General features: G+C 72.7%; 16 protein-coding genes. 10 read left to right on the forward strand and 6 right to left on the reverse strand.

From position 1 onward, the window contains the following. Positions 1-88: 88 nt before the first annotated feature. From ACZ79I_RS26985 to ACZ79I_RS26995, 3 genes are read right to left on the reverse strand one after another with little or no spacing between them, the layout of a single operon-like run. On the reverse strand, positions 89-841 hold the full coding sequence (locus ACZ79I_RS26985) for an amino acid ABC transporter ATP-binding protein (protein ID WP_471505243.1): 753 nt from the start codon (positions 839-841) through the stop codon (positions 89-91). 50 nt (positions 842-891) lie between these two features. Continuing rightward, positions 892-1,830, reverse strand: coding sequence for an amino acid ABC transporter permease (locus tag ACZ79I_RS26990; protein WP_471500235.1), 939 nt, complete (start codon positions 1,828-1,830; stop codon positions 892-894). 32 nt (positions 1,831-1,862) lie between these two features. Further along, positions 1,863-2,822: an ABC transporter substrate-binding protein gene (locus ACZ79I_RS26995; RefSeq protein WP_471500237.1), complete on the reverse strand. Its 960-nt coding sequence runs from the start codon at positions 2,820-2,822 to the stop codon at positions 1,863-1,865. 562 nt (positions 2,823-3,384) lie between these two features. Here ACZ79I_RS26995 and ACZ79I_RS27000 point away from each other — a divergent pair. The 4 genes from ACZ79I_RS27000 to ACZ79I_RS27015 all read left to right on the forward strand — a co-directional run bounded on the left by ACZ79I_RS27000 (position 3,385) and on the right by ACZ79I_RS27015 (position 6,673). Continuing rightward, positions 3,385-4,608, forward strand: a complete 1,224-nt coding sequence (locus ACZ79I_RS27000) for an NAD(P)-dependent malic enzyme (protein WP_471500239.1) — start codon at positions 3,385-3,387, stop codon at positions 4,606-4,608. 183 nt (positions 4,609-4,791) lie between these two features. After that, positions 4,792-5,757, forward strand: coding sequence for a zinc-binding dehydrogenase (locus tag ACZ79I_RS27005; RefSeq protein ID WP_471500241.1), 966 nt, complete (start codon positions 4,792-4,794; stop codon positions 5,755-5,757). Positions 5,758-5,900: 143 nt separating this feature from the next. Continuing rightward, positions 5,901-6,110 carry a helix-turn-helix domain-containing protein gene (locus ACZ79I_RS27010; protein WP_018571396.1) on the forward strand — a complete coding sequence of 70 codons (210 nt, stop codon included), beginning with the start codon at positions 5,901-5,903 and terminating at the stop codon, positions 6,108-6,110. Further along, positions 6,110-6,673, forward strand: a complete 564-nt coding sequence (locus tag ACZ79I_RS27015; protein ID WP_471500243.1) for a Clp protease N-terminal domain-containing protein — start codon at positions 6,110-6,112, stop codon at positions 6,671-6,673. Before ACZ79I_RS27010 ends, ACZ79I_RS27015 begins: the two co-directional genes overlap by 1 nt. A 22-nt stretch (positions 6,674-6,695) precedes the next feature. Here the strand turns inward: ACZ79I_RS27015 and ACZ79I_RS27020 are convergent, their stop codons facing one another. Continuing rightward, positions 6,696-7,763, reverse strand: a complete 1,068-nt coding sequence (locus tag ACZ79I_RS27020) for a helix-turn-helix transcriptional regulator (RefSeq protein WP_471500245.1) — start codon at positions 7,761-7,763, stop codon at positions 6,696-6,698. Between the two features lies 1 nt (position 7,764). Continuing rightward, entirely contained in the window at positions 7,765-8,727 is a 963-nt protein-coding gene (locus ACZ79I_RS27025; RefSeq protein ID WP_471500247.1) for a DUF4097 family beta strand repeat-containing protein, read from the reverse strand. Between the two features lie 232 nt (positions 8,728-8,959). On the opposite strand from ACZ79I_RS27025, the gene ACZ79I_RS27030 reads away from it, so the two are divergent. Then, positions 8,960-9,796, forward strand: a complete 837-nt coding sequence (locus ACZ79I_RS27030) for a hypothetical protein (protein ID WP_471500249.1) — start codon at positions 8,960-8,962, stop codon at positions 9,794-9,796. 47 nt (positions 9,797-9,843) lie between these two features. On the opposite strand, the gene ACZ79I_RS27035 is transcribed toward ACZ79I_RS27030, so the two are convergent. Beyond that, positions 9,844-10,023: a DUF6104 family protein gene (locus ACZ79I_RS27035; protein WP_381079421.1), complete on the reverse strand. Its 180-nt coding sequence runs from the start codon at positions 10,021-10,023 to the stop codon at positions 9,844-9,846. 177 nt (positions 10,024-10,200) lie between these two features. Here ACZ79I_RS27035 and ACZ79I_RS27040 point away from each other — a divergent pair, with 177 nt between their 5' ends. The 5 genes from ACZ79I_RS27040 (at position 10,201) to fxsA (ending at position 17,970) form a co-directional block, all read left to right on the forward strand. Further along, positions 10,201-10,704 (forward strand): CU044_2847 family protein, encoded by a 504-nt coding sequence (locus ACZ79I_RS27040; RefSeq protein WP_471500251.1) that lies wholly within the window; start codon positions 10,201-10,203, stop codon positions 10,702-10,704. Next, positions 10,701-12,965, forward strand: a complete 2,265-nt coding sequence (locus ACZ79I_RS27045) for a VMAP-C domain-containing protein (protein ID WP_471500253.1) — start codon at positions 10,701-10,703, stop codon at positions 12,963-12,965. Before ACZ79I_RS27040 ends, ACZ79I_RS27045 begins: the two co-directional genes overlap by 4 nt. A 303-nt stretch (positions 12,966-13,268) precedes the next feature. After that, on the forward strand, positions 13,269-14,294 hold the full coding sequence (locus tag ACZ79I_RS27050; protein ID WP_471500255.1) for an AAA family ATPase: 1,026 nt from the start codon (positions 13,269-13,271) through the stop codon (positions 14,292-14,294). Between the two features lie 7 nt (positions 14,295-14,301). After that, entirely contained in the window at positions 14,302-17,745 is a 3,444-nt protein-coding gene (locus tag ACZ79I_RS27055; RefSeq protein ID WP_471500257.1) for an SAV_2336 N-terminal domain-related protein, read from the forward strand. A 30-nt stretch (positions 17,746-17,775) separates the two neighbouring features. Then, complete coding sequence (gene fxsA / locus ACZ79I_RS27060) at positions 17,776-17,970, forward strand: FxSxx-COOH cyclophane-containing RiPP peptide (protein ID WP_471500259.1); 195 nt, start codon at positions 17,776-17,778, stop codon at positions 17,968-17,970. The last annotated feature ends 139 nt before the right edge of the window (positions 17,971-18,109 follow it).

Here is an 18,109-nt window from a genome sequence, read left to right on the forward strand (position 1 = left end):
GGCCCCGGACACGGGGAGGGGCGGTACGAGGATCCCGTACCGCCCCCTGTCCGTGCCACGGCACCCGTGGCCGGCCGGTGACCTGCCCCTACAGCACCTTGGACAGGAAGGACTGCGTCCGCTCGTGCTGCGGGTTCGTCAGCACGTCCCGCGGGTGGCCGGACTCGACCACCACACCGCCGTCCATGAAGACGAGCGAGTCGCCCACCTCACGGGCGAAGCCCATCTCGTGGGTGACGACGACCATCGTCATGCCGGACTCGGCGAGGTCGCGCATGACGTCGAGGACGTCACCGACCAGCTCCGGGTCGAGGGCCGAGGTCGGCTCGTCGAACAGCATCAGCTTCGGGTCCATCGCCAGGGCCCGGGCGATGGCCACGCGCTGCTGCTGGCCGCCGGAGAGCTGCGAGGGGTAGTGCCCGGCCCGGTCGGCCAGGCCCACGCGCTGAAGGAGCTGCATCGCGCGCTCCCTGGCCTGCGTCTTGCCCGCGCCCTTGACCTGCACCGGCGCCTCGATGACGTTCTCCAGCGCGGTCATGTGCGGGAACAGGTTGAAGCGCTGGAAGACCATGCCGATGTCCCGGCGCTTCATCGCGACCTCGCGGTCGCGCAGCTCGTACAGCTTGTCGCCGTGCTGCCGGTAGCCGACCAGCTCGCCGTCCACGTACAGCCGTCCGGCGTTGATCTTCTCCAGGTGGTTGATGCACCGCAGGAAGGTCGACTTGCCGGAGCCGGAGGGGCCGATGAGACAGAACACCTCGCCGGGCTTCACCTCCAGGTCGATGCCCTTGAGGACCTCGACGGAGCCGAAGGACTTGTGGACGCCCTCCGCCTTGACCATCGCAACGGACGTGTCCTTCGCGACGGCGTCGCCCTTGGTGGTCTTCCCGGTCATGCCGTGCCTCCCTTCGGGCGGCCGAAGGAGAACATGGTGGCCTTCACCTTCTGCCACGGGGTGGGCGGCAGCTGGCGGCTGGAGCCGCGCGCGTAGTACCGCTCGATGTAGTACTGGCCGACGCTGAGGACCGACGTCATGATCAGGTACCAGGCGGCCGCCAGGAAGTACATCTCCACCGGCGCGCCGGAGTTCTGGCCGATGTCCTGGGCGTAGCGGAAGAGTTCGGAGAACTGGACGGCCGCCACGAGTGAGGTCGTCTTCAGCATGTTGATCACTTCATTGCCCGTCGGCGGCACGATCACGCGCATCGCCTGCGGAATGACGATCCGGCGCAGCGTCTTGCCGTGGCTCATGCCCAGCGCGTGGGCCGCCTCGGTCTGCCCCTCGTCGACGGCGAGCAGGCCGGCCCGGCAGATCTCCGCCATGTACGCGGCCTCGTTCAGGCCGAGTCCGAGCAGCGCCGTCAGCAGCGGCGTCATGAAGTCGGACCAGTAGTCCTTGTAGATCGGCCCGAGGTCGATGTACTCGAAGACCAGGCCCAGGTTGAACCAGAGGAAGAGCTGGACCAGGACCGGGGTGCCGCGGAAGAACCAGATGTAGAACCAGGCGATGGACGAGGTCACCGGGTTCTTCGACAGCCGCATCACCGCGAGGACGATGCCGCCGACGATGCCGATCAGCATGGACAGGACCGTCAGCAGGAGGGTCTTGCCCACGCCCGTCATGATGCGGTCGTCGAAGAAGTAGTCCGGCACGGCATGCCAGTTGATCTTGCCCTGGCCGAACGCGTAGACGATCGCGACCAGGACTGCGATCGCGATGACGGCGGACACGTACCGCCCGTAGTGCCGGACCGGAATGGCCCTGATGGCCTCCGATCCGGCCGGGGGAGTGTTCTGCGGGTCCGCCGACTTGTCGATGTCAACAGTCACGGGTGTTGCCTTTCAGCGGCCGCCGGGAACGGTCACTTGCCGCCGTTGACGACGGATTCCTTCACGGCGCCGTCCGCGGCACCCCACTTGGCGAGGATCTTCTGGTACTCACCGCTCTTGATCACGGCGTTCAGCGCGGCCTGCAGCGCGTCCCGCAGCTGGGTGTTCTGCTTGGCGACCGCGATGCCGTACGGCGCGGCCTCGACCTGCTCGCCGACGAGCTGGAAGTCCTTGCCGCCGCCCGACGTCTTCACCGCGTACGCGGCCACCGGGAAGTCGGAGGACGCCGCGTCGGCGCCGCCGGAGCGCAGACGGGTCTGGGCCTGCTGGTCGTCGTCGAACGCCTCGATGGTGAGCTTCTTGCCGCTCGGGCACTTCTTGGCCTCGGCCTTGGCGAGGTCCTCGGAGACCGTGCCGCGCTCGACCGCGATCTTCTTGCCGCACAGGTCCGACCAGGTCGCGATGCCACTGGTGTCACCCTTGCGGGTGTAGATCGAGACACCCGCGGTGAGGTAGTCGACGAAGTCGACGCCCTCGCCGACCTTCTTGCCGGTGTCGGGGTCGACACCGTCCTGGCGGCTCTTGTTGTCGGTCATCGCGGACATGGCGATGTCGTAGCGCTTCGAGCGCAGACCCGTCAGCAGCGCGTCGAACGTGCCGTTCTCGAACTGGAACTTCACGCCGAGCTGCTTGCCCATGGCGTCCGCCAGGTCGGGGTCCAGGCCGACCGTCTTGCCGGAGCTGTCCTTGAACTCGACGGGGGCGTAGGCGATGTCCGAGCCGACCTTGACGACGCCGGCCTTGCGGATCGAGTCGGGGAGCTTGTCCGCCAGCGGGGCGGACGCCGTCGACGCGCCGCCCGAGCCGTTGTCCTTGTCCTTCGTCTGGTCCCCGCAACCGGTGAGCAGCAGGGTGCCTGCGACCGCGATGGCGCCGACCGCAGCTATACGGGACTGCGTGGCGGTCGTACGACGGATGGAGCGTGCGGTCATGGTGGGTTCCTCCGGCAGGATGGGTGGAGTGCCGTACAGGTCGACGAGAACACTCGCCTTCGGGTGTCGCGACCTCGTGTGATTCACGCATCTTGCCATCCGAATTCAAGTATTCAGGGGTGCCCCCATGTCAAAATCGGATAACGGGTGACCCCCGAACCGCCTCCGGTCGGCCGAACAAGGCCGGATCTTGTGCGGTGATCCCTCCTTCCAACCGGAAGATCTTCGACGCGTCTCACGATGTGAGCGATCCCCTCCTGGGATGAGCGGCCCTCCTGGGGCGAGCGATCCCCTAGGTCGTTTCCGGGATTTGTCCACATTTTCGGCCATGAGTCATCTCACCGGCGTGTGACCTTCACGTTATGGACTCGTCCCGGACAGCATCCGTCCGGTATGAAGGTTCCTTACACCCCTCATCCGGGGCTCAGGGCGCGTGTGCGGCGCGCCCGTCGCGTATGCACCCGTACACGCATCAGTCATCTGGGTCATACGCGGTCCCGCCCACGCCTCAACCAGGAGTGGTCACCCTCACACCAAATGAAGACCTAAGGGGTAGAAGACAGTGGCAGCGGAGATCGTCAATCCTCGCAGCGACAGCAGTACGGATCAGGACGGCGGGGCAGAGCCCCTTGATGCCTTCGACCCGGTGTTCGCGCTGCACCGCGGCGGCAAGATGGCCGTGCAGGCCACCGTGCCGGTCCGCGACAAGGACGACCTGTCCCTTGCATACACGCCGGGCGTCGCCCGGGTGTGCACGGCCATCGCCGAACGGCCGGAACTGGTCCACGACTACACGTGGAAGTCGTCCGTGGTCGCCGTCGTGACCGACGGCACCGCGGTGCTCGGCCTCGGGGACATCGGCCCCGAGGCGTCCCTCCCGGTGATGGAGGGCAAGGCGATCCTGTTCAAGCAGTTCGGCGGGGTGGACGCGGTCCCCATCGCCCTGGACTGCACGGGCGTGGACGAGATCGTCGAGACCGTGGTCCGGCTCGCGCCCTCCTTCGGGGGCGTGAACCTGGAGGACATCTCGGCGCCGAGGTGCTTCGAGATCGAGCGCAGACTCCAGGAGCGCCTGGACATCCCGGTCTTCCACGACGACCAGCACGGTACGGCCGTGGTGACGCTGGCGGCCCTGCGCAACGCGGCCAAGCTGACCGGGCGGACCCTGGGTGATCTGCGCGCGGTCGTCTCCGGCGCGGGTGCGGCCGGCGTCGCCATCACGAAGATGCTTGTCGAGGCGGGGATCGGCGACGTGGCGGTCGCCGACCGCAAGGGTGTCGTGTCCCTCGACCGGGACGATCTGACGCAGGTCAAGCGCGAGCTCGCCGGGTTCACGAACAAGGCGGGCCTCACGGGCTCCCTGGAGCAGGCCCTCGCGGGTGCCGACGTCTTCATCGGCGTCTCCGGCGGTACGGTCGCGGAGGAGGCTGTGGCGTCCATGGCCAAGGACGCCTTCGTCTTCGCGATGGCCAACCCGAACCCCGAGGTGCAGCCGGACGTCGCACACAAGTACGCCGCCGTGGTGGCGACGGGGCGGTCCGACTACCCGAACCAGATCAACAACGTGCTGGCCTTCCCCGGGATCTTCGCGGGGGCGCTGCAGGTGCGGGCCTCCCGGATCACCGAGGGGATGAAGCTCGCGGCGGCCGACGCGCTGGCCGCGGTCGTCGGGGACGACCTGGCGGCCGATTATGTGATCCCCTCGCCCTTCGACGAGCGGGTCGCGCCGGCGGTGACGGCCGCGGTGGCCGCCGCGGCGCGGGCCGAGGGCGTCGCACGGCAGTAATCGCGCCACGGGGCGGGCGGGTGGCCTTCACCCGCCCGTCTGTGCCGGTGGCCGTCAGGCGTCGGTCCGGGCTGCGGCGCGCTGGTGCCTCCGGGGCAATGGGGGCCGGGTGCCGCCGAGCGGGACGCGTGTCACAGCGGGCTCCGGTTCCGTCCACCGGGCGCGGAGCCTATCGTCAAGGTCATGTTCGCTGCCTACGCCGCCCGCATCGACCGCGACCAGCCCCTCACCGGCCTCGAGTTGGGGGAGCGCCCGGCCCCCGAGCGGAGGCCCGGCTGGACGACCGTGAACGTCAGGGCCGCCTCCCTCAACCACCATGACCTCTGGTCCCTCCGGGGCGTCGGTCTCTCCGAGGACAAGCTCCCCATGATCCTCGGCTGCGACGCGGCCGGTGTCGACGAGGACGGCAACGAGGTCGTCCTCCACTCCGTCATCGGCCAGACCGGCCATGGCGTCGGCCCGGACGAGCCCCGCTCGATCCTCACCGAGCGCTACCAGGGGACCTTCGCCGAACAGGTCTCCGTGCCCACGTGGAACCTCCTGCCCAAGCCCAAGGAGCTGTCCTTCGAGGAGGCGGCCTGTCTGCCGACCGCCTGGCTGACCGCGTACCGCATGCTCTTCACCAACGCCGGCGTACGCCCCGGCGACTCCGTCCTCGTCCAGGGCGCCGGCGGCGGTGTCGCGACGGCCGCGATCGTGCTCGGCAAGGCGGCCGGCCTGCGGGTCTTCGCCACCAGCCGCGACGAGGCCAAGCGGAAGCGGGCGCTGGAACTGGGCGCCGTGGAGGCCCTGGAGTCCGGGGCGCGGCTGCCGCAGCGGGTGGACGCCGTGATCGAGACCGTCGGGGCCGCCACCTGGTCCCACTCCGTGAAGTCCCTGCGGCCCGGCGGCACGGTCGTGATCTCGGGCGCGACCAGCGGTGACCGTCCCTCCCATGCGGAACTCACCCGCATCTTCTTCCTGGAGCTGAAGGTCGTCGGCTCCACCATGGGCTCCAAGGACGAGCTGGAGGACCTGCTCTCCTTCTGCGCCGCGGCCGGCGTGCGTCCCGTCATCGACGAGGTCCTTCCCCTGGACCGGGCCCGTGAGGGCTTCGAGAGGCTGGAGGCCGGTGACCAGTTCGGCAAGATCGTGCTGACCGCGGGCTGACGTCCCCTCGTACCGGCGTCACCCTCGCCCTGACGGCGGGCTCGGCAACCTCGTCGAGCCCGCCGTTCGCATGTCCGCGGGGATCCGCAACCGGCTTGTCAACCATAGTTGACGTCCGGGTGATGTCAATGTAAGTTGACGGCATGACGGAAGCAACGGATCTCGCCGAACGGGCGGGCGATCGCGATCCACGGGTCGGGCTGCGGGCCGTCGCCGCGCTGCGAAGGCTGCTGGAGCAGCTGGAGGCGGTGCAGGTGCGCAGCGCGCGCAACCAGGGCTGGTCGTGGCAGGAGATCGCCGCGGAACTCGGCGTCAGCAGGCAGGCCGTGCACAAGAAGTACGGGAGGCAGTGATGTTCGAACGGTTCACCAAGGACGCCCGCGCGGTGGTCACCGGCGCGGTCGAGCACTGCAAACGGACGGGCGACGAGCGCGTCGACGAGCCCCATCTGCTGCTCGCCCTCCTCGACCGCGAGGGCAGCCGCGCCGCGTTCGCGCTGGCGTCCCTCGGACTGACGGGGCGGCGCGAGGCGGTCGCACGGGACCTGGCCGAAGTCCGCCGCCGCGGCGGCCTCTCCCACGCAGACGCGGACGCCCTGGCCGGGCTGGGCATCGACCTCACCGAGATCGTCTCCCGGGTCGAGGAGACGCACGGCGAGGGGGCGCTGGCGGGGAGCCGTGGGGGCGGTGCGCGCCGGTACGGGCACCGCCCGTTCACCCGCGGCGCCAAGAACCTCCTCGTCGGGTCCCTGCGCACGGCCGTCGCCCACGGGGACCGGCACATCGGCGACGAACATCTGCTCCTCGCCCTGACCGCCCGCCCCGGTGTCCCCTCCGAGGTCCTCGCCGACCACGGCGTCACCTACACGGCGGTGGAGCGTGTGCTGTGGGGCGGCGGAGAGGCGAGGGCCGGCTGACCCTCACGGCGGGCCGCCGATGTCACTCCTTCCGTGACCGCAGTGTCGCCCCGATGTGCGCCGCCGCCGTGGACAGGTGGCGGCGGGCGTCGCGGAGCTGGTCCTCCGTCACCCCGTGGTCCCGGGCCGCGTCGCGGATGTCGTCGCGGAAGCGGTCCAGAAGCCGGTCGAGGGCGCGGGCCGGGTCGCCCGGGAACTCCTCGTGCGCCCAGGAGGGTTCGTACGTCCCGGGAAAGTCCTCAGGCGTCGAGGCGTACTCGGGCGCCGCCGTCGTCTTCGCGGTCTTCGTCGTGTCCGCCGTGTCCGCCGCCCCCGCGCGCCCGAAGCCGAAGTCCTTCCCGAACTCCTTGCCGAAGTCCCCGAACTCCTTGGCCAGTTCGGTCAGCCCTTCCCGTACGCCCGTCGGCCAGTCGCCGCGCGCGAAGTGGTCCTGCACCTGCTCCTGAACCCGTCGCGCCATGCGCTGCAGCTCCTCCTGCGCCTGGGCGCGGACCCGCTCCTGGGTCTCCCTGGCCTGGCGGCGCGCCCGCTGGGCCTCCTCGCGGGCCCGCCGGCTCTCGTCCTTGGCGCGCCGGGCCTGCTCCTTCCACTCCTGCTTGACGCGGCGCATCTCCTCCTTGGCGACGCGCCATGCCTCCTTCTCGGACTGGTCGCCGTGCTGCGCGTACTCCGCGTGCCCGCCGTCGTGGTCCTTGGCGCCGCGCCGGGCCTCGGAGACCGCGGCCCGCATCTCGCGGCGCAGGTCGCCCGCCGCGCCGCGGACGTCCGCACGGATCTCGGCGGCCAGTTCGGCGACCGATTCACGGATCTCCAGCTCCAGGTCGGCCAGTTCACCGCTGCGGTCGGCCAGTTCGGCGCGGCCGGCGTCGGTGATCGCATAGACCTTCCGGCCGCCTTCGGTGGTGTGCGTGACCAGGCCCTCGGCCTCCAGCTTGGCCAGCCGCGGGTAGACGGTGCCGGCGGACGGTGCGTACAGCCCCTGGAAACGCTCCTCCAGCAGCCTTATCACCTCGTAGCCGTGACGCGGCGCCTCGTCGAGCAGCTTCAGCAGGTAGAGCCGCAGTCGTCCATGGGCGAAGACGGGAGGCATGTCAGAGCCCCTTCTGCTCGGTCGGACCGCCGGTCGTGCCATCGGGGGAACGGTCTGACGGTATTGCGGTGCCGGGTGACGCGTGCGCGGGCGCCGCGTCCTCGACCGTCGGTGGCGCCGCGTCCCGTCGGCCGGCCGCCTCCCACGGCCCGTCCTCCGCGGGCGGGCGGCGGAGCAGGACGATCGAGCCGGACACCGTGGTCGCCTTCACCCGGCCGTTGCCCCCGCCGAGGCGGCCCGTGACCTTCTTGGCGCCCCACTGGCCGGTCACCCGGAGGTCGTCGAAGGCGTTGGACACCGTACCGCTCGCCGTGTTCGCCTCGACCTCGGCGTCCGCCGGCTGGGGGAGGCGGATGGCGATCTCGCCCGAGACGTTCGTCAGACGGGCGTCGGTGGGGCCGCACGCGGGGTCGAGGTCCAGGATGATCGAGCCGCTCACCGAGTCGGCCTTCACGAAGGGGCAGGCGCCCTCGATGACCGTGAGGTCCCCGGAGACGGAGTTGAGCCGCAGCTCTCCGGCGACGCGCTGAGTCTCCACGTTCCCCGACACCGTGGTGACGTGGACCCGGCCGGAGAGGCCGACCAGGGTCGTCTCGCCGGTGACGCCCTTCACCTCGGCGCCGCCGTCGATCCCGGAGACCACGGCGTTCGCGCCGACCACCCCCACCTCCACGCGGGCGGACGACGGCACGGCCAGCGAGACCACCGCGCTGCGGCGCCAGCCCTTGCGGTCGAGCCACTTGAAGAAGCCCTTCCAGGGGAGGTCGTCGTACACCACGGTGAGGGTGCCGTCCTCGTGCGTCACGGTCAGTGGCGGACCCTCGATCTCCGAGATCTCCAGGCGTGCGGAACCCTCGTCGGTGCCCACGACGTTCACCGTCCCGTTGACGGTGCGTACGTGGAGTGCCGTCACGGGGGCGTCGAAGGTGAGCTTCCCCGGTTCTGCGACGGACCACTCGGACATCGTGCTGACCTCCTCGGCCGGTGCGGACGCGGCGTACGCGACGGACGACACCGCAGGCGGACGCGAGGGCGGGCGTGGTGGGTACGACGGTGCCGGCGGGCTCCGAGGGGATCACCGACGCGCCATATCGCGTCTTCTGTCTTTCACGATATATCGCGGCTACGGAAAGTCAAGACACCCATTCTGGGGAGCCCGCGAGGGAAAAGCCGACAAAACCACCTAACGTGGGGCCATGTCGACGGAAGACCGCGTCACCGGACCCGCCCCCGGCGCGCTGCTGTTGTGCCGGTCGGATCCCGCTTCCGTCGCACCCGCCGCCCGGCTGCTCCGCGAACCGATGGTGCTCACCCCGGCGGGCCGCCCGTGGAGCGTGCTGGTACCCGAGGGCCGGCCCTGGCTGGACGGCGGCGAACCCGTCGACCGGGTCCTGACCGGCTGGGCCGCCGCGCTCGCGGTGGGCGCCCCGTGGCCCGTCCTCGCCCTGTGGTGGGACACGGACCGCGCCGGGTACACCCTCGCCGCCGGCTTCCGCCGCCCCGTGGGCTACGTATGGCTCGCCAACGGCACCCCGGCCGGCGAGGACGAGGCCATGCACACGTTCGCCACCCGCCTGGGCCTCGACCCCGTCCTGGACATGCAGGAACTCGAGCGCCTGACCGAACCCGCCGCGGAGGCCGACGCGCGGGCCCGCCTCCACGGACTCCTCGCCGTCCTCACGCGCGCCGGAGTCGCGCTGCCGACGGGCCTGACACCCGGCGAACCGGCGGACCGCCTGTGCGCGGCGGCCCGCACCCGGCCCGACGCCCAGGAGATCGAGTGGCCGGGCCGGCAGCCCGCGCCCCCCACGCGACGCGCCATGGCGGCGGGTGGGCACCACCCCGCCTCCTGGCTCCCGTGGGCCGGCACCGAGAAGGCCCGCATCCTGGCTCTGGCCCAGGTGGCGGCCGGCCTGCCGCTCACGGCGTGGGGCCTGCGCCGCCGCAGCGGCGGCTGGCTGGCGGCCGGGCTGCTGCTTCTCGCGCACGGCACGCTGGGCCTGCTGTACGACCTGGGCCGCCCGCGCGACTGACGGCGGGGCCGCCCCGGTCCGCCCGTCCGACGCCCGCCGCCACGCTGTTACTCCTCGTCCTCGTCGTCCAGCCGTGCCAGCCAGGTGGCCAGCCGCTCCACCGGCACCTCGAAGTCCGGATTGAGGTCGACGAACGTCCGAAGCTGGTCGGCGAGCCACTCGAAGGTGAACTCCTCCTCGCCGCGCCGCTTCTCCAGTTCCTCGATGCCGCGGTCGGTGAAGTACATCGGTGGTGCTCCGTCGGGTTGGTGAACGGGTAGGAGACGACAAGAAGAAGGATAGGCGTGAGCCCGGCGGTCCTGTGGGGCGCGCGGGACCCTCGCGCGGTCACCGCCACGCCCGCTAGCCTGCGCACCGTCGGGCAGGACCACGGGGGTCCGGGGGACGGGGGAACGGGGGATGCCATGACGCACGAGCCGACGCGGATCGCGCGCATCGAGATGCCGGACGGAACGCCGGTGTGGGCCCGGATATCCGGGGCGGAGGAGCTCGCCGTGCCGTCCGGGGAGCTGTCGTACACGGACACGGGATTCGCCGACCGGGTGGAGGCGCGGGTCGAGAGCCTCCACTCCGTGGTGACGAGCGTGGCGCGTTCCCTGGCGGGGCCGCTGCGCGCGGTGCGGCCCGACGAGGTCAGCGTCGAGTTCGGCATCGAGCTGACCGCGAAGGCGGGCAAGGTGGTCGGGCTGCTGGCGGACGGCGAGGCCAAGGCCGGCATCACGGTCACCCTCACCTGGCAGGGCGGCCCCCCGGTCCCCGGCACGCCCGGGGGCACCGCGTCCGACGCGACGGCCGAACCGCCGCGGCGGGCACCGCACGCCCCGGCGGGCGACCCTGGCGCGGGTGCGCCCCCGGGCGCTCGGGTGCACGGTGGCGCGGACGACGCCGACGGCGGGGGCGGGGCATGACGGACGGGCACGCCCGGGGCGCATCGAGTGCCGACGACGCGGCCCACCGTGCGCTGCGTGAACTCGTCATGGCGGCCACCGTGCGCATCCATCGCGCGGGGGTCGGGTATGCCCTCGACGAGCCGGGCACATTCCTCGGCAGCGGATTCTTCATCGCGCCGAACTGGGTCCTGACCTGCGCGCATGTGGCAGAGGGCGGGGAGGGGGGTGAGATTGTCGTGGTCTACGAGACCGGACCGGGGCGCGGGGGGTCCGCCGTGGCCGGGGCCGTCGCGGCCACGGTCCCGGAACACCCGGGCTCGGCCGTGCGCGGCACCTGGCCGGCCCCGGACCTCGCGCTCGTCCAGCTCCGTGAACCCGTCGCGCACGACTGTGTGTACGTCTCCGAGCGGCCCGCCGCCTACTTCGGCGAGGGACGGGTGTTCTACACCGGGTGGACCGTGATGGGCGGCCGGTTGCAGGTCCTCGACGGGCCCCTGTCCGTACAGGGCACCCTGGGCGGATGGTCCTCGGGCGTGCAGATGCGCCTCGGCCACAACGACCTCCCGCCCGGTGTCTCCGGCGGGCCCGTCATCGACCCGGTCCGCGGCGAGGTCATCGGCGTCCTGAAGTCGCGCTCGGACCAGGGCAGCGGCGGCACCTCCACGGGAATCGAGCAGTTACGGGCCCTGTCGGTGCCCCAGGGCGAGGTGCGCAGCGAGCACGGCGACCTGTACCAGGCCGTCTTCCACGCCCACGACCGCTACCACCGCGACCGGCAGCGCCATCCCGACTCCGACCGGCCCACCTGGGCCGATGTGCAGAGCCGGCTCGGGGCGCGGCCCGGCCGCGCGCTCAGCCCCGACGAGCGCATCCAGCTGCTGGGCCGGCTCGCGGACCTGCCGCCCCCGGCGAGCACCCGCAGCCTCCTCGACATCCTGGAGTCCCTGCCAGACCTGCGGGCCGCGCTCCCGCAGCCGGCACCGCGCGGCTGGCGCGACGGTCTGGGCGCGCTGTACGAGGGCGCGCGCCAGGACGGCGCGCTGGAACTCGTCCTCGACTACGCGATGCGGGTCATGTCCGCCGATCGCCCCTTCGACACGCCCGGCACCCGGGACGCGGAGCAGGCCCTGTGGGAGTGGGTGCGGCACAGCGCGGAGGGCCTGGGCCAGCGGTACCGCCGCAGCCTGGCCCAGCAGCGGATCGAGCTGCTGCGGCCACGGCACCGTTCCGGGCCGGGCAGGCCGCCTTCCGGCAGCGGCCGGCACGATCCGGTGGATCTCGTGCCCGGCGCGGCCTCCTGGACGCCCGCGGCGCCGGCCGGATCCGTCCTGACCGGTCCCCCGGACGGCCCTGCGCCCGGATCCGAACCGTCCCTGGTCCACGACCGCGTGCAGGGGGAGCACGCGAGGGCGCACACCACGGACGGTGCGCCCGGTCCGTCCGCGCTGCTCGAACTCGTGCTGCGGGGCTGGGAGCCGGACCGCTGCGACTGGCGGATCTCCGTGGCCCGTCCCGACGGCGAGGTCGTCCGCCTCGACGAGGCCGAGCGTCTGCCGCTGGCCGAGCTGCCCGTGCCGCTGGCCGGTCCGCTCGCGGAGGCGTTCCGCCAGTGCGACCGCCCCGGATGGCCCGCCGTGCTGCAGGTCGCGCTGCCCGGTGCGCTGCTCGGACTCGCCGTGGACGCATGGCAGTTGGTGCCGGACGGCGTTCCGCTCGGCGCGGAACGCCCGGTCGTCGTGCGCTGTGCCGACCGCGACCGGCCGCCCGGCGTGAACGAGTTCGGTTTTCCCGCCCTGGACGAGCTCGCGGCGGACGAGGAGCAGCGGGAGCGGCGGGCCCGCTGGCGCTGGGTCCACGCCCACGACGCGCAGGCCGAAGTCCTCGACTGCGACGACGGATTGCGGATACCCGTACCGCCGATGGACCGGCTGCGGGGCCTGCCGCACGGCGCGGTACCGATCCTGTGCCGCTACGGCGACCAGCGGTTCGAGGACGACGCCGTCGCCCTGGCGCGGATCGTGCACGGCGGCTTCGGCGTCGCGCTGTGGCGCCGCTGGCACGGCCGACGGGACGCCGTGTGCGGGGAGTTCCACCGCGGGGCGGGTGACACGGTCGCGGGGGCGGGCAGCGCCGAGCGGCTGCCGGAGCTGGTGCACGAGCTGCGGGCGGGGCTGCGCGCGGGCCGGGCGGAGACGTACTGGGCCGACGGCATCGCCTTGTTGTACGACGATCCGCACCGGCCCCTGCCGGGGAGCGGCGATCTGCTGGAGGCACCGTGAAGCGACCGGACCGAAGGCCGTTGCGGAGGCCGTTGCGAAGGCCGTTACGAAGGCCGTTGCGAAGGCGGAGTCGAAGGCTGAGCCGACGACCGGCTCAACGGCCGACTCAAGGGCTGGCTCAACGGCCGACTCAAGGGCCGACCCAAGGGCCGGTTCAGCGGCCGGTTCAGCGGCCGGCGCAACGGCCGTGTCGGGGCCCGTGCTCAAGGCCGTACCGCGCCCTTATCAGGCTTCCTGCGGATCGCTACCGTGATGCACGTTCGACGGCTGCCCTGGCGGACGAGTGACGACGAGGACCGGATCATGACCGAATCCAGCGAGTGGCTCATCTACCGAGGCGCCGGCGAACCCCACGACGGGATCGAGCGGCTGCCCGCCCCTCCGCCGTGGCGGGACTTCACGGGCCGTGACGCGGCGCCGGGCGGCGGCGACGGGTCCGAGGACCGCAGGCTGGGCGCGTACCGGCATCTAGCCGAGCTGCACCGGCCCGGTGCCGAGGAACTGGAGATGATCAACGCGGCCCTGTACCTGCGCCGCCCGCTGCTCGTCACCGGCAGCCCCGGTGCGGGCAAGAGCACCCTGGCCCACTCGGTCGCCTACGAACTGGGCCTGGGCAACGTACTGCGCTGGTCCATCGTCAGCCGCTCCACGCTCCAGGACGGTCTGTACCACTACGATGCCATCGCCCGGTTGCAGGACGTCCAGATCGCGGCTCAGGGTGGATACGGCAACGCGGCCGGCGCGCCCGGCGCGGTGGAGAGCATCGGCAGCTACATCCGGCTCGGTCCGCTCGGTACCGCTCTGCTGCCCTCCGGCACGCCCCGGGTGCTGCTCATCGACGAACTCGACAAGAGCGACATCGACCTGCCCAACGATCTGCTCAACGTGCTGGAGGAGGGCGAGTTCCCGATACCCGAGCTCGAACGCATCGCCGACCGGCTGCCGGACGGCGAGGCCGAGGTGCTGACCGCCGACGGCACCAAGGTGCGCGTGCGCGACGGAAGGGTGCGCTGCCGGGCGTTCCCCTTCGTGGTCCTGACGAGCAACGGGGAACGCGACTTCCCCGCCCCGCTGATGCGCCGGTGCATCCACCTCCAGTTGGACCGGCCCGACCACACGAGGCTCGCCACGTTCGTCCGCGCGCATCTGGGCGACGAGGCCGCCCGCGCGGGCGACGATCTGATCACCCGTTTCCTGGAGCGGTCGCGCAGCGAACTCCTCGCGGCCGACCAGTTGCTGAACGCCATCTACCTCACCGACGCGGCCGCTCCGCCGAGCCGCGACCGCCTGGCCGACCTGCTCATCCAGCGACTCGACCGCCCGAGGTGACGCGCTGATGCCCGACGCGACGGCGCGCCACGGTCCCGGCCTCCCCGGCGAGGGTCCCGGCCCTGCCCACCCCGGCGAAGGAACCGGTCCCGGCGGCCCGGTCCCGCCCGGCCCCCTCCCGCCCGGCCGCGACCCGATCGCCGAACTCGTGGTCCGGCTGCGGGAGATCGGGCTCGACCCGGGCGCCGAGGACCTGTGCGACGCCCTGTGGCTGGCCCACTGGACGCGTCCCGCCCCGTCCCGGGGGACCGGGGAGGACGAACCGCGGCAGCAGGTCCCGCCCGCCGTGCCGCCCGAACTCCGGGGCGGGCTGCCTGCGTCCGGCACCCCGGCGGCCGACCCGTCCCCCACCGAGCCGTCCCCTCCGGAGCCCTTGCCGAACGAGGCGGAGGGCGACCGGCGTGTCGCCCTGTACCCCGTGCCGCAGCACGGCGGGGAGGGGCCCGGGGGGCAGGGCAGGGCGGCGGCGCTGCCGGTCGGGGTGCCCGTCGCCCCCGCGCTCCCCGCGCCACTCGAACTCCAGCGCGCATTACGGCCGTTGCAGGGGTACCGGAGCGCCGCGCCCCCGCTCAGGTCGGTGCTCGACGAGACGGCGACGGCGGAGCTGAGCGCCCGGGCCGGGGGACTGGTGCTGCCCGTCTTCGTCGCCGTGACCCGGGCCGACGCACGCCTCCAACTCGTGATGGACGCCTCGTCGTCGATGCGGGTGTGGGACCGGATGTTCGCCGAACTGGAGCAGGTCTTCGCGCAGTTGGGAGCCTTCTGGGACATCCAGGTGAGCCATCTGCACCAGGGCCCCGACGGACGGCCGGCCGTCAGCCGCCGTCCCGAGCCCCACACCGCCCCGCTGCACTCCGCCGACCGGCTGAGCGATCCGACGGGACGCCGCATCACCCTGCTCGTCAGCGACTGCGCGGGCCCCTTGTGGCGCAGCGGCCACGCCCACCGGCTCCTGCACCATCTGTCCCGGCAGGCCCCCGCGGCCGTGCTGCAGCCGCTGCCGCAGCGCATGTGGAGCCGCACCCGGCTTCCGGTCACCTACGGGGAGCTGACCCGTGGCGAGACCCTGGGCGGCGCCGCCGCGCTCCGGGTGCGCACCACGGCCGGTCCGTCCCCCGAGGCCCGGCGCGGTGCCGTCCCGGTACCGGTGCTGCCGCCCGACCCGGTCGCCCTCGGCTCCTGGGCGCGGCTGCTGTCCGGGGCGGGCGCGGGCCCGGTGGCCGGCGCCGTCGGCTGGGTACGCGCCGACCAGCCGCCCGCGCCCGCCGCGCGCCCCGGCCGCCGCCCGTCCGCCCTCGAACTGGTCAGCCGGTTCCGCTCCACGGCATCCCCGGCCGCGGGCAGGCTCGCCGGCTACCTCGCCGCGGCGCCGCTGTGCCTGCCGGTGATGCAGCTGGTGCAGCGGACCATGCTGCCCGACTCCGGGCCCTCCGAACTCGCCGAGGTCCTGCTGAGCGGCCTGGTGTCGCGCGCCAGGGAGGACTACGGGAGCGACGGCCTCCAGTGGTTCGAGTTCGCGCCCGGTGTCCAGGAGTCACTGCTGTCACCGCTGGGCCGGGACGAGGCCATCCTGGTCCTCAAGTACTGCTCGGAGTACATCGAGCAGCGCTTCGGCAAGGGCGGCCCCAACTTCCCGGCCCTCGCCCTGGCGCAACTGGGCGACGGAGGCCAGGGGCACCCCCACGCGCCCGGTGCCGGCTACCCGGGGGACAACGGGGACAACGGGGACAACGGCGGCGCCACCCTCGTCCCGCAGCCCTTCGCCGAGGTCGCCGCGCGCGTCCTGGAGCGCTTCATGCCCCTGCCCCGGCAGTTCGCCCTCTACGGCCGCCGGGACGGCGCGGACCCCGGCACGGAGCAGCGCACGCATGCCGCGGTCGCGCGGGCCCGCTCCCTGGTCGAGCGGTTCGACGAGGAGGGCATGGTGCAGGACCTCATCGACGCCGTGCAGTTGCTGCGGGGTGCCACGGAGCACGAGCAGGCCGCCGGCGCCGATCCGGAACTGTGGGGCGAGTACGCGCACTGCGTGCTCAGGCTGTGGGAGGTGCTGGGCGGCGCGGAACTGCTCCGGGAGGCCGAGGCGGCCGCGGACCGGGCCGTGGCGCACCCCCGTGCGCTGCGCGAGCGGGCCGTGCTCGCACGGGTGCTGCGTGCCGCCGCCACCGACCGCAGGCGCCACGGCGACCAGCGCGGCGCACTGGAACTGCTGAGGCGCGCCGACCGCGAGTACGCCGTGGCCTGTGCGGCTCCCGGCCTGGACGAGAAGGAGGCCCTGAAGCTCACTCTGGAGCGTGTGGGCGCGCTGGAGTCGCAGTGGCGTCTCGGCGGCGACAGCGCGCTGCTGCAGGGGGCGGTCGGCATGCTGGAGGCTTTCGCCGACGTCTGGCCCGACCGGCGGCACCGGCCGCCCGAACTGCCGCTCGCCCACGGCCGGATCCTGCTGCGCCTGTCCGGCGCCACCGTGGACCCCGAGCAGGCCCGCCTGTACGCGGAACAGGGGGCGCAGTCGCTGCGGAACGCACTGGAGACCGCCGGGGAGGCGCACCCCGGGGCATCCGCGGAGAGCGCGCGTGACCGGGTCCGCGTGCTCCTCGACCTGGTCGACGCGCTGCTGCGGTCGGGAGGCGTCCTGGACGACGCCCAGGCGCGCGTGGACGAGGGGCTGGCCCTGACCAGGGAGCAGGGCCTGCGCGCCGCCCTTCTGGTGCGCGCCGGACGCATCAGCGAGGCCCGCTATGCCGAGACGGGCGACCCGCGTGAACTCCAGGCGGCGGCGGACCGGTTCGCGCAGGCGGCCCGGCGCATGTCGCGGGACGCGCCCGCGCACGCCGATGTGCTCGCCGAGTGGGGCGAGGTGCTGCTGCGCAGGGCGGTGCTGGAGACGGGCCCCCGCTCGCAGGAGCCGTTGTTCCGGGCGATCCGGGTGCTGCGGGAGTGCCGCACGGAGACCCCGGCCGGCAGCCCGCACCTGGCGCACCGCCTGCTGCTGCTGGGCCGGGCACTGATGCTGCGCTACCGGGCCCGGGGGGACCGGGTCGACCTGCGCGAGGCCGAACACCTCTTCGGACTCGCCGCGGCGGAGGCGGACGATCCGCTCCTGGCGGCCCGCTGCCGGCTGGAGGCCGGCCAGGTCCGGTTCGAGGCGTACCAGAGCCTGGGGCGCCCCTCGCGCCTGGACGAGGCCGTCGACGCGTTCCGGGCCGCCGCCGAGGCGGCCCGTGAGGCGGAGCAGGAGGCGGAAACGGACCGCCGTCGTCAGGAGGCCGTGGAACTGGGCGCGCAGGCGCACCACTGGCGGGGTATGTCCTACGAGGCGGCGATGCGTCCACGTGCCGCCCGTGAGGCGTACCGGGCCGCCCGGGCGGAGTGGTCGAGGCTGCCGGACGGCAGCGTGACCAGGGGCGAGCCGACGGCACGGCAGACGGCTCAGCGGCTGGCGGAGCTGGAGTAGCGGGGCGGATTCGGGAGAGAGGGATGTGGGATGGGCGTACGGGATGAGGCCGCTTCCGGGGTGGGTCCGGACCGGGCCGGGGAGCCGCTGCCGGACCTGCTGGGGCTGGACCTCGAGGAGCTGAGGACGATGCGGCATCCGGTGCTGCGCGAGGTGCTGGCCGACCTGCGGGAGCGGGCGGCACAGCCGAGCGAGATGCTGTGGGGGTTCAACAACGCCTTCTGAGCCGACAGGACCGTAGGCCAGGGATATCACTTTCGGTCGAATTCATTGCTCAACCGGTCAACTTCGAACGCCGCCCGTTTGTGTTCCCCCTTGGGCAGGCATGTGCTCCCCTACGGGTGGGGGCCGTGCCGCGGTGGTC

The organism is Streptomyces sp. PSU-S4-23, assembly GCF_055632315.1.

Bases quoted from the DNA above. Each gene is read 5' to 3' on its own strand.
- ACZ79I_RS27010 (WP_018571396.1), top strand. From the start codon at position 5,901: ATGACGGAAGCAACGGATCTCGCCGAACGGGCGGGCGATCGCGATCCA.
- ACZ79I_RS27025 (WP_471500247.1), bottom strand. From the start codon at position 8,727: ATGTCCGAGTGGTCCGTCGCAGAACCGGGGAAGCTCACCTTCGACGCC.
- ACZ79I_RS26985 (WP_471505243.1), bottom strand. From the start codon at position 841: ATGGTCAAGGCGGAGGGCGTCCACAAGTCCTTCGGCTCCGTCGAGGTC.
- ACZ79I_RS27050 (WP_471500255.1), top strand. From the start codon at position 13,269: ATGACCGAATCCAGCGAGTGGCTCATCTACCGAGGCGCCGGCGAACCC.
- ACZ79I_RS27005 (WP_471500241.1), top strand. From the start codon at position 4,792: ATGTTCGCTGCCTACGCCGCCCGCATCGACCGCGACCAGCCCCTCACC.
- ACZ79I_RS27030 (WP_471500249.1), top strand. From the start codon at position 8,960: ATGTCGACGGAAGACCGCGTCACCGGACCCGCCCCCGGCGCGCTGCTG.
- ACZ79I_RS27045 (WP_471500253.1), top strand. From the start codon at position 10,701: ATGACGGACGGGCACGCCCGGGGCGCATCGAGTGCCGACGACGCGGCC.
- ACZ79I_RS27040 (WP_471500251.1), top strand. From the start codon at position 10,201: ATGACGCACGAGCCGACGCGGATCGCGCGCATCGAGATGCCGGACGGA.
- ACZ79I_RS27035 (WP_381079421.1), bottom strand. From the start codon at position 10,023: ATGTACTTCACCGACCGCGGCATCGAGGAACTGGAGAAGCGGCGCGGC.
- ACZ79I_RS27020 (WP_471500245.1), bottom strand. From the start codon at position 7,763: ATGCCTCCCGTCTTCGCCCATGGACGACTGCGGCTCTACCTGCTGAAG.
- ACZ79I_RS27015 (WP_471500243.1), top strand. From the start codon at position 6,110: ATGTTCGAACGGTTCACCAAGGACGCCCGCGCGGTGGTCACCGGCGCG.
- fxsA (WP_471500259.1), top strand. From the start codon at position 17,776: ATGGGCGTACGGGATGAGGCCGCTTCCGGGGTGGGTCCGGACCGGGCC.
- ACZ79I_RS27055 (WP_471500257.1), top strand. From the start codon at position 14,302: ATGCCCGACGCGACGGCGCGCCACGGTCCCGGCCTCCCCGGCGAGGGT.
- ACZ79I_RS26995 (WP_471500237.1), bottom strand. From the start codon at position 2,822: ATGACCGCACGCTCCATCCGTCGTACGACCGCCACGCAGTCCCGTATA.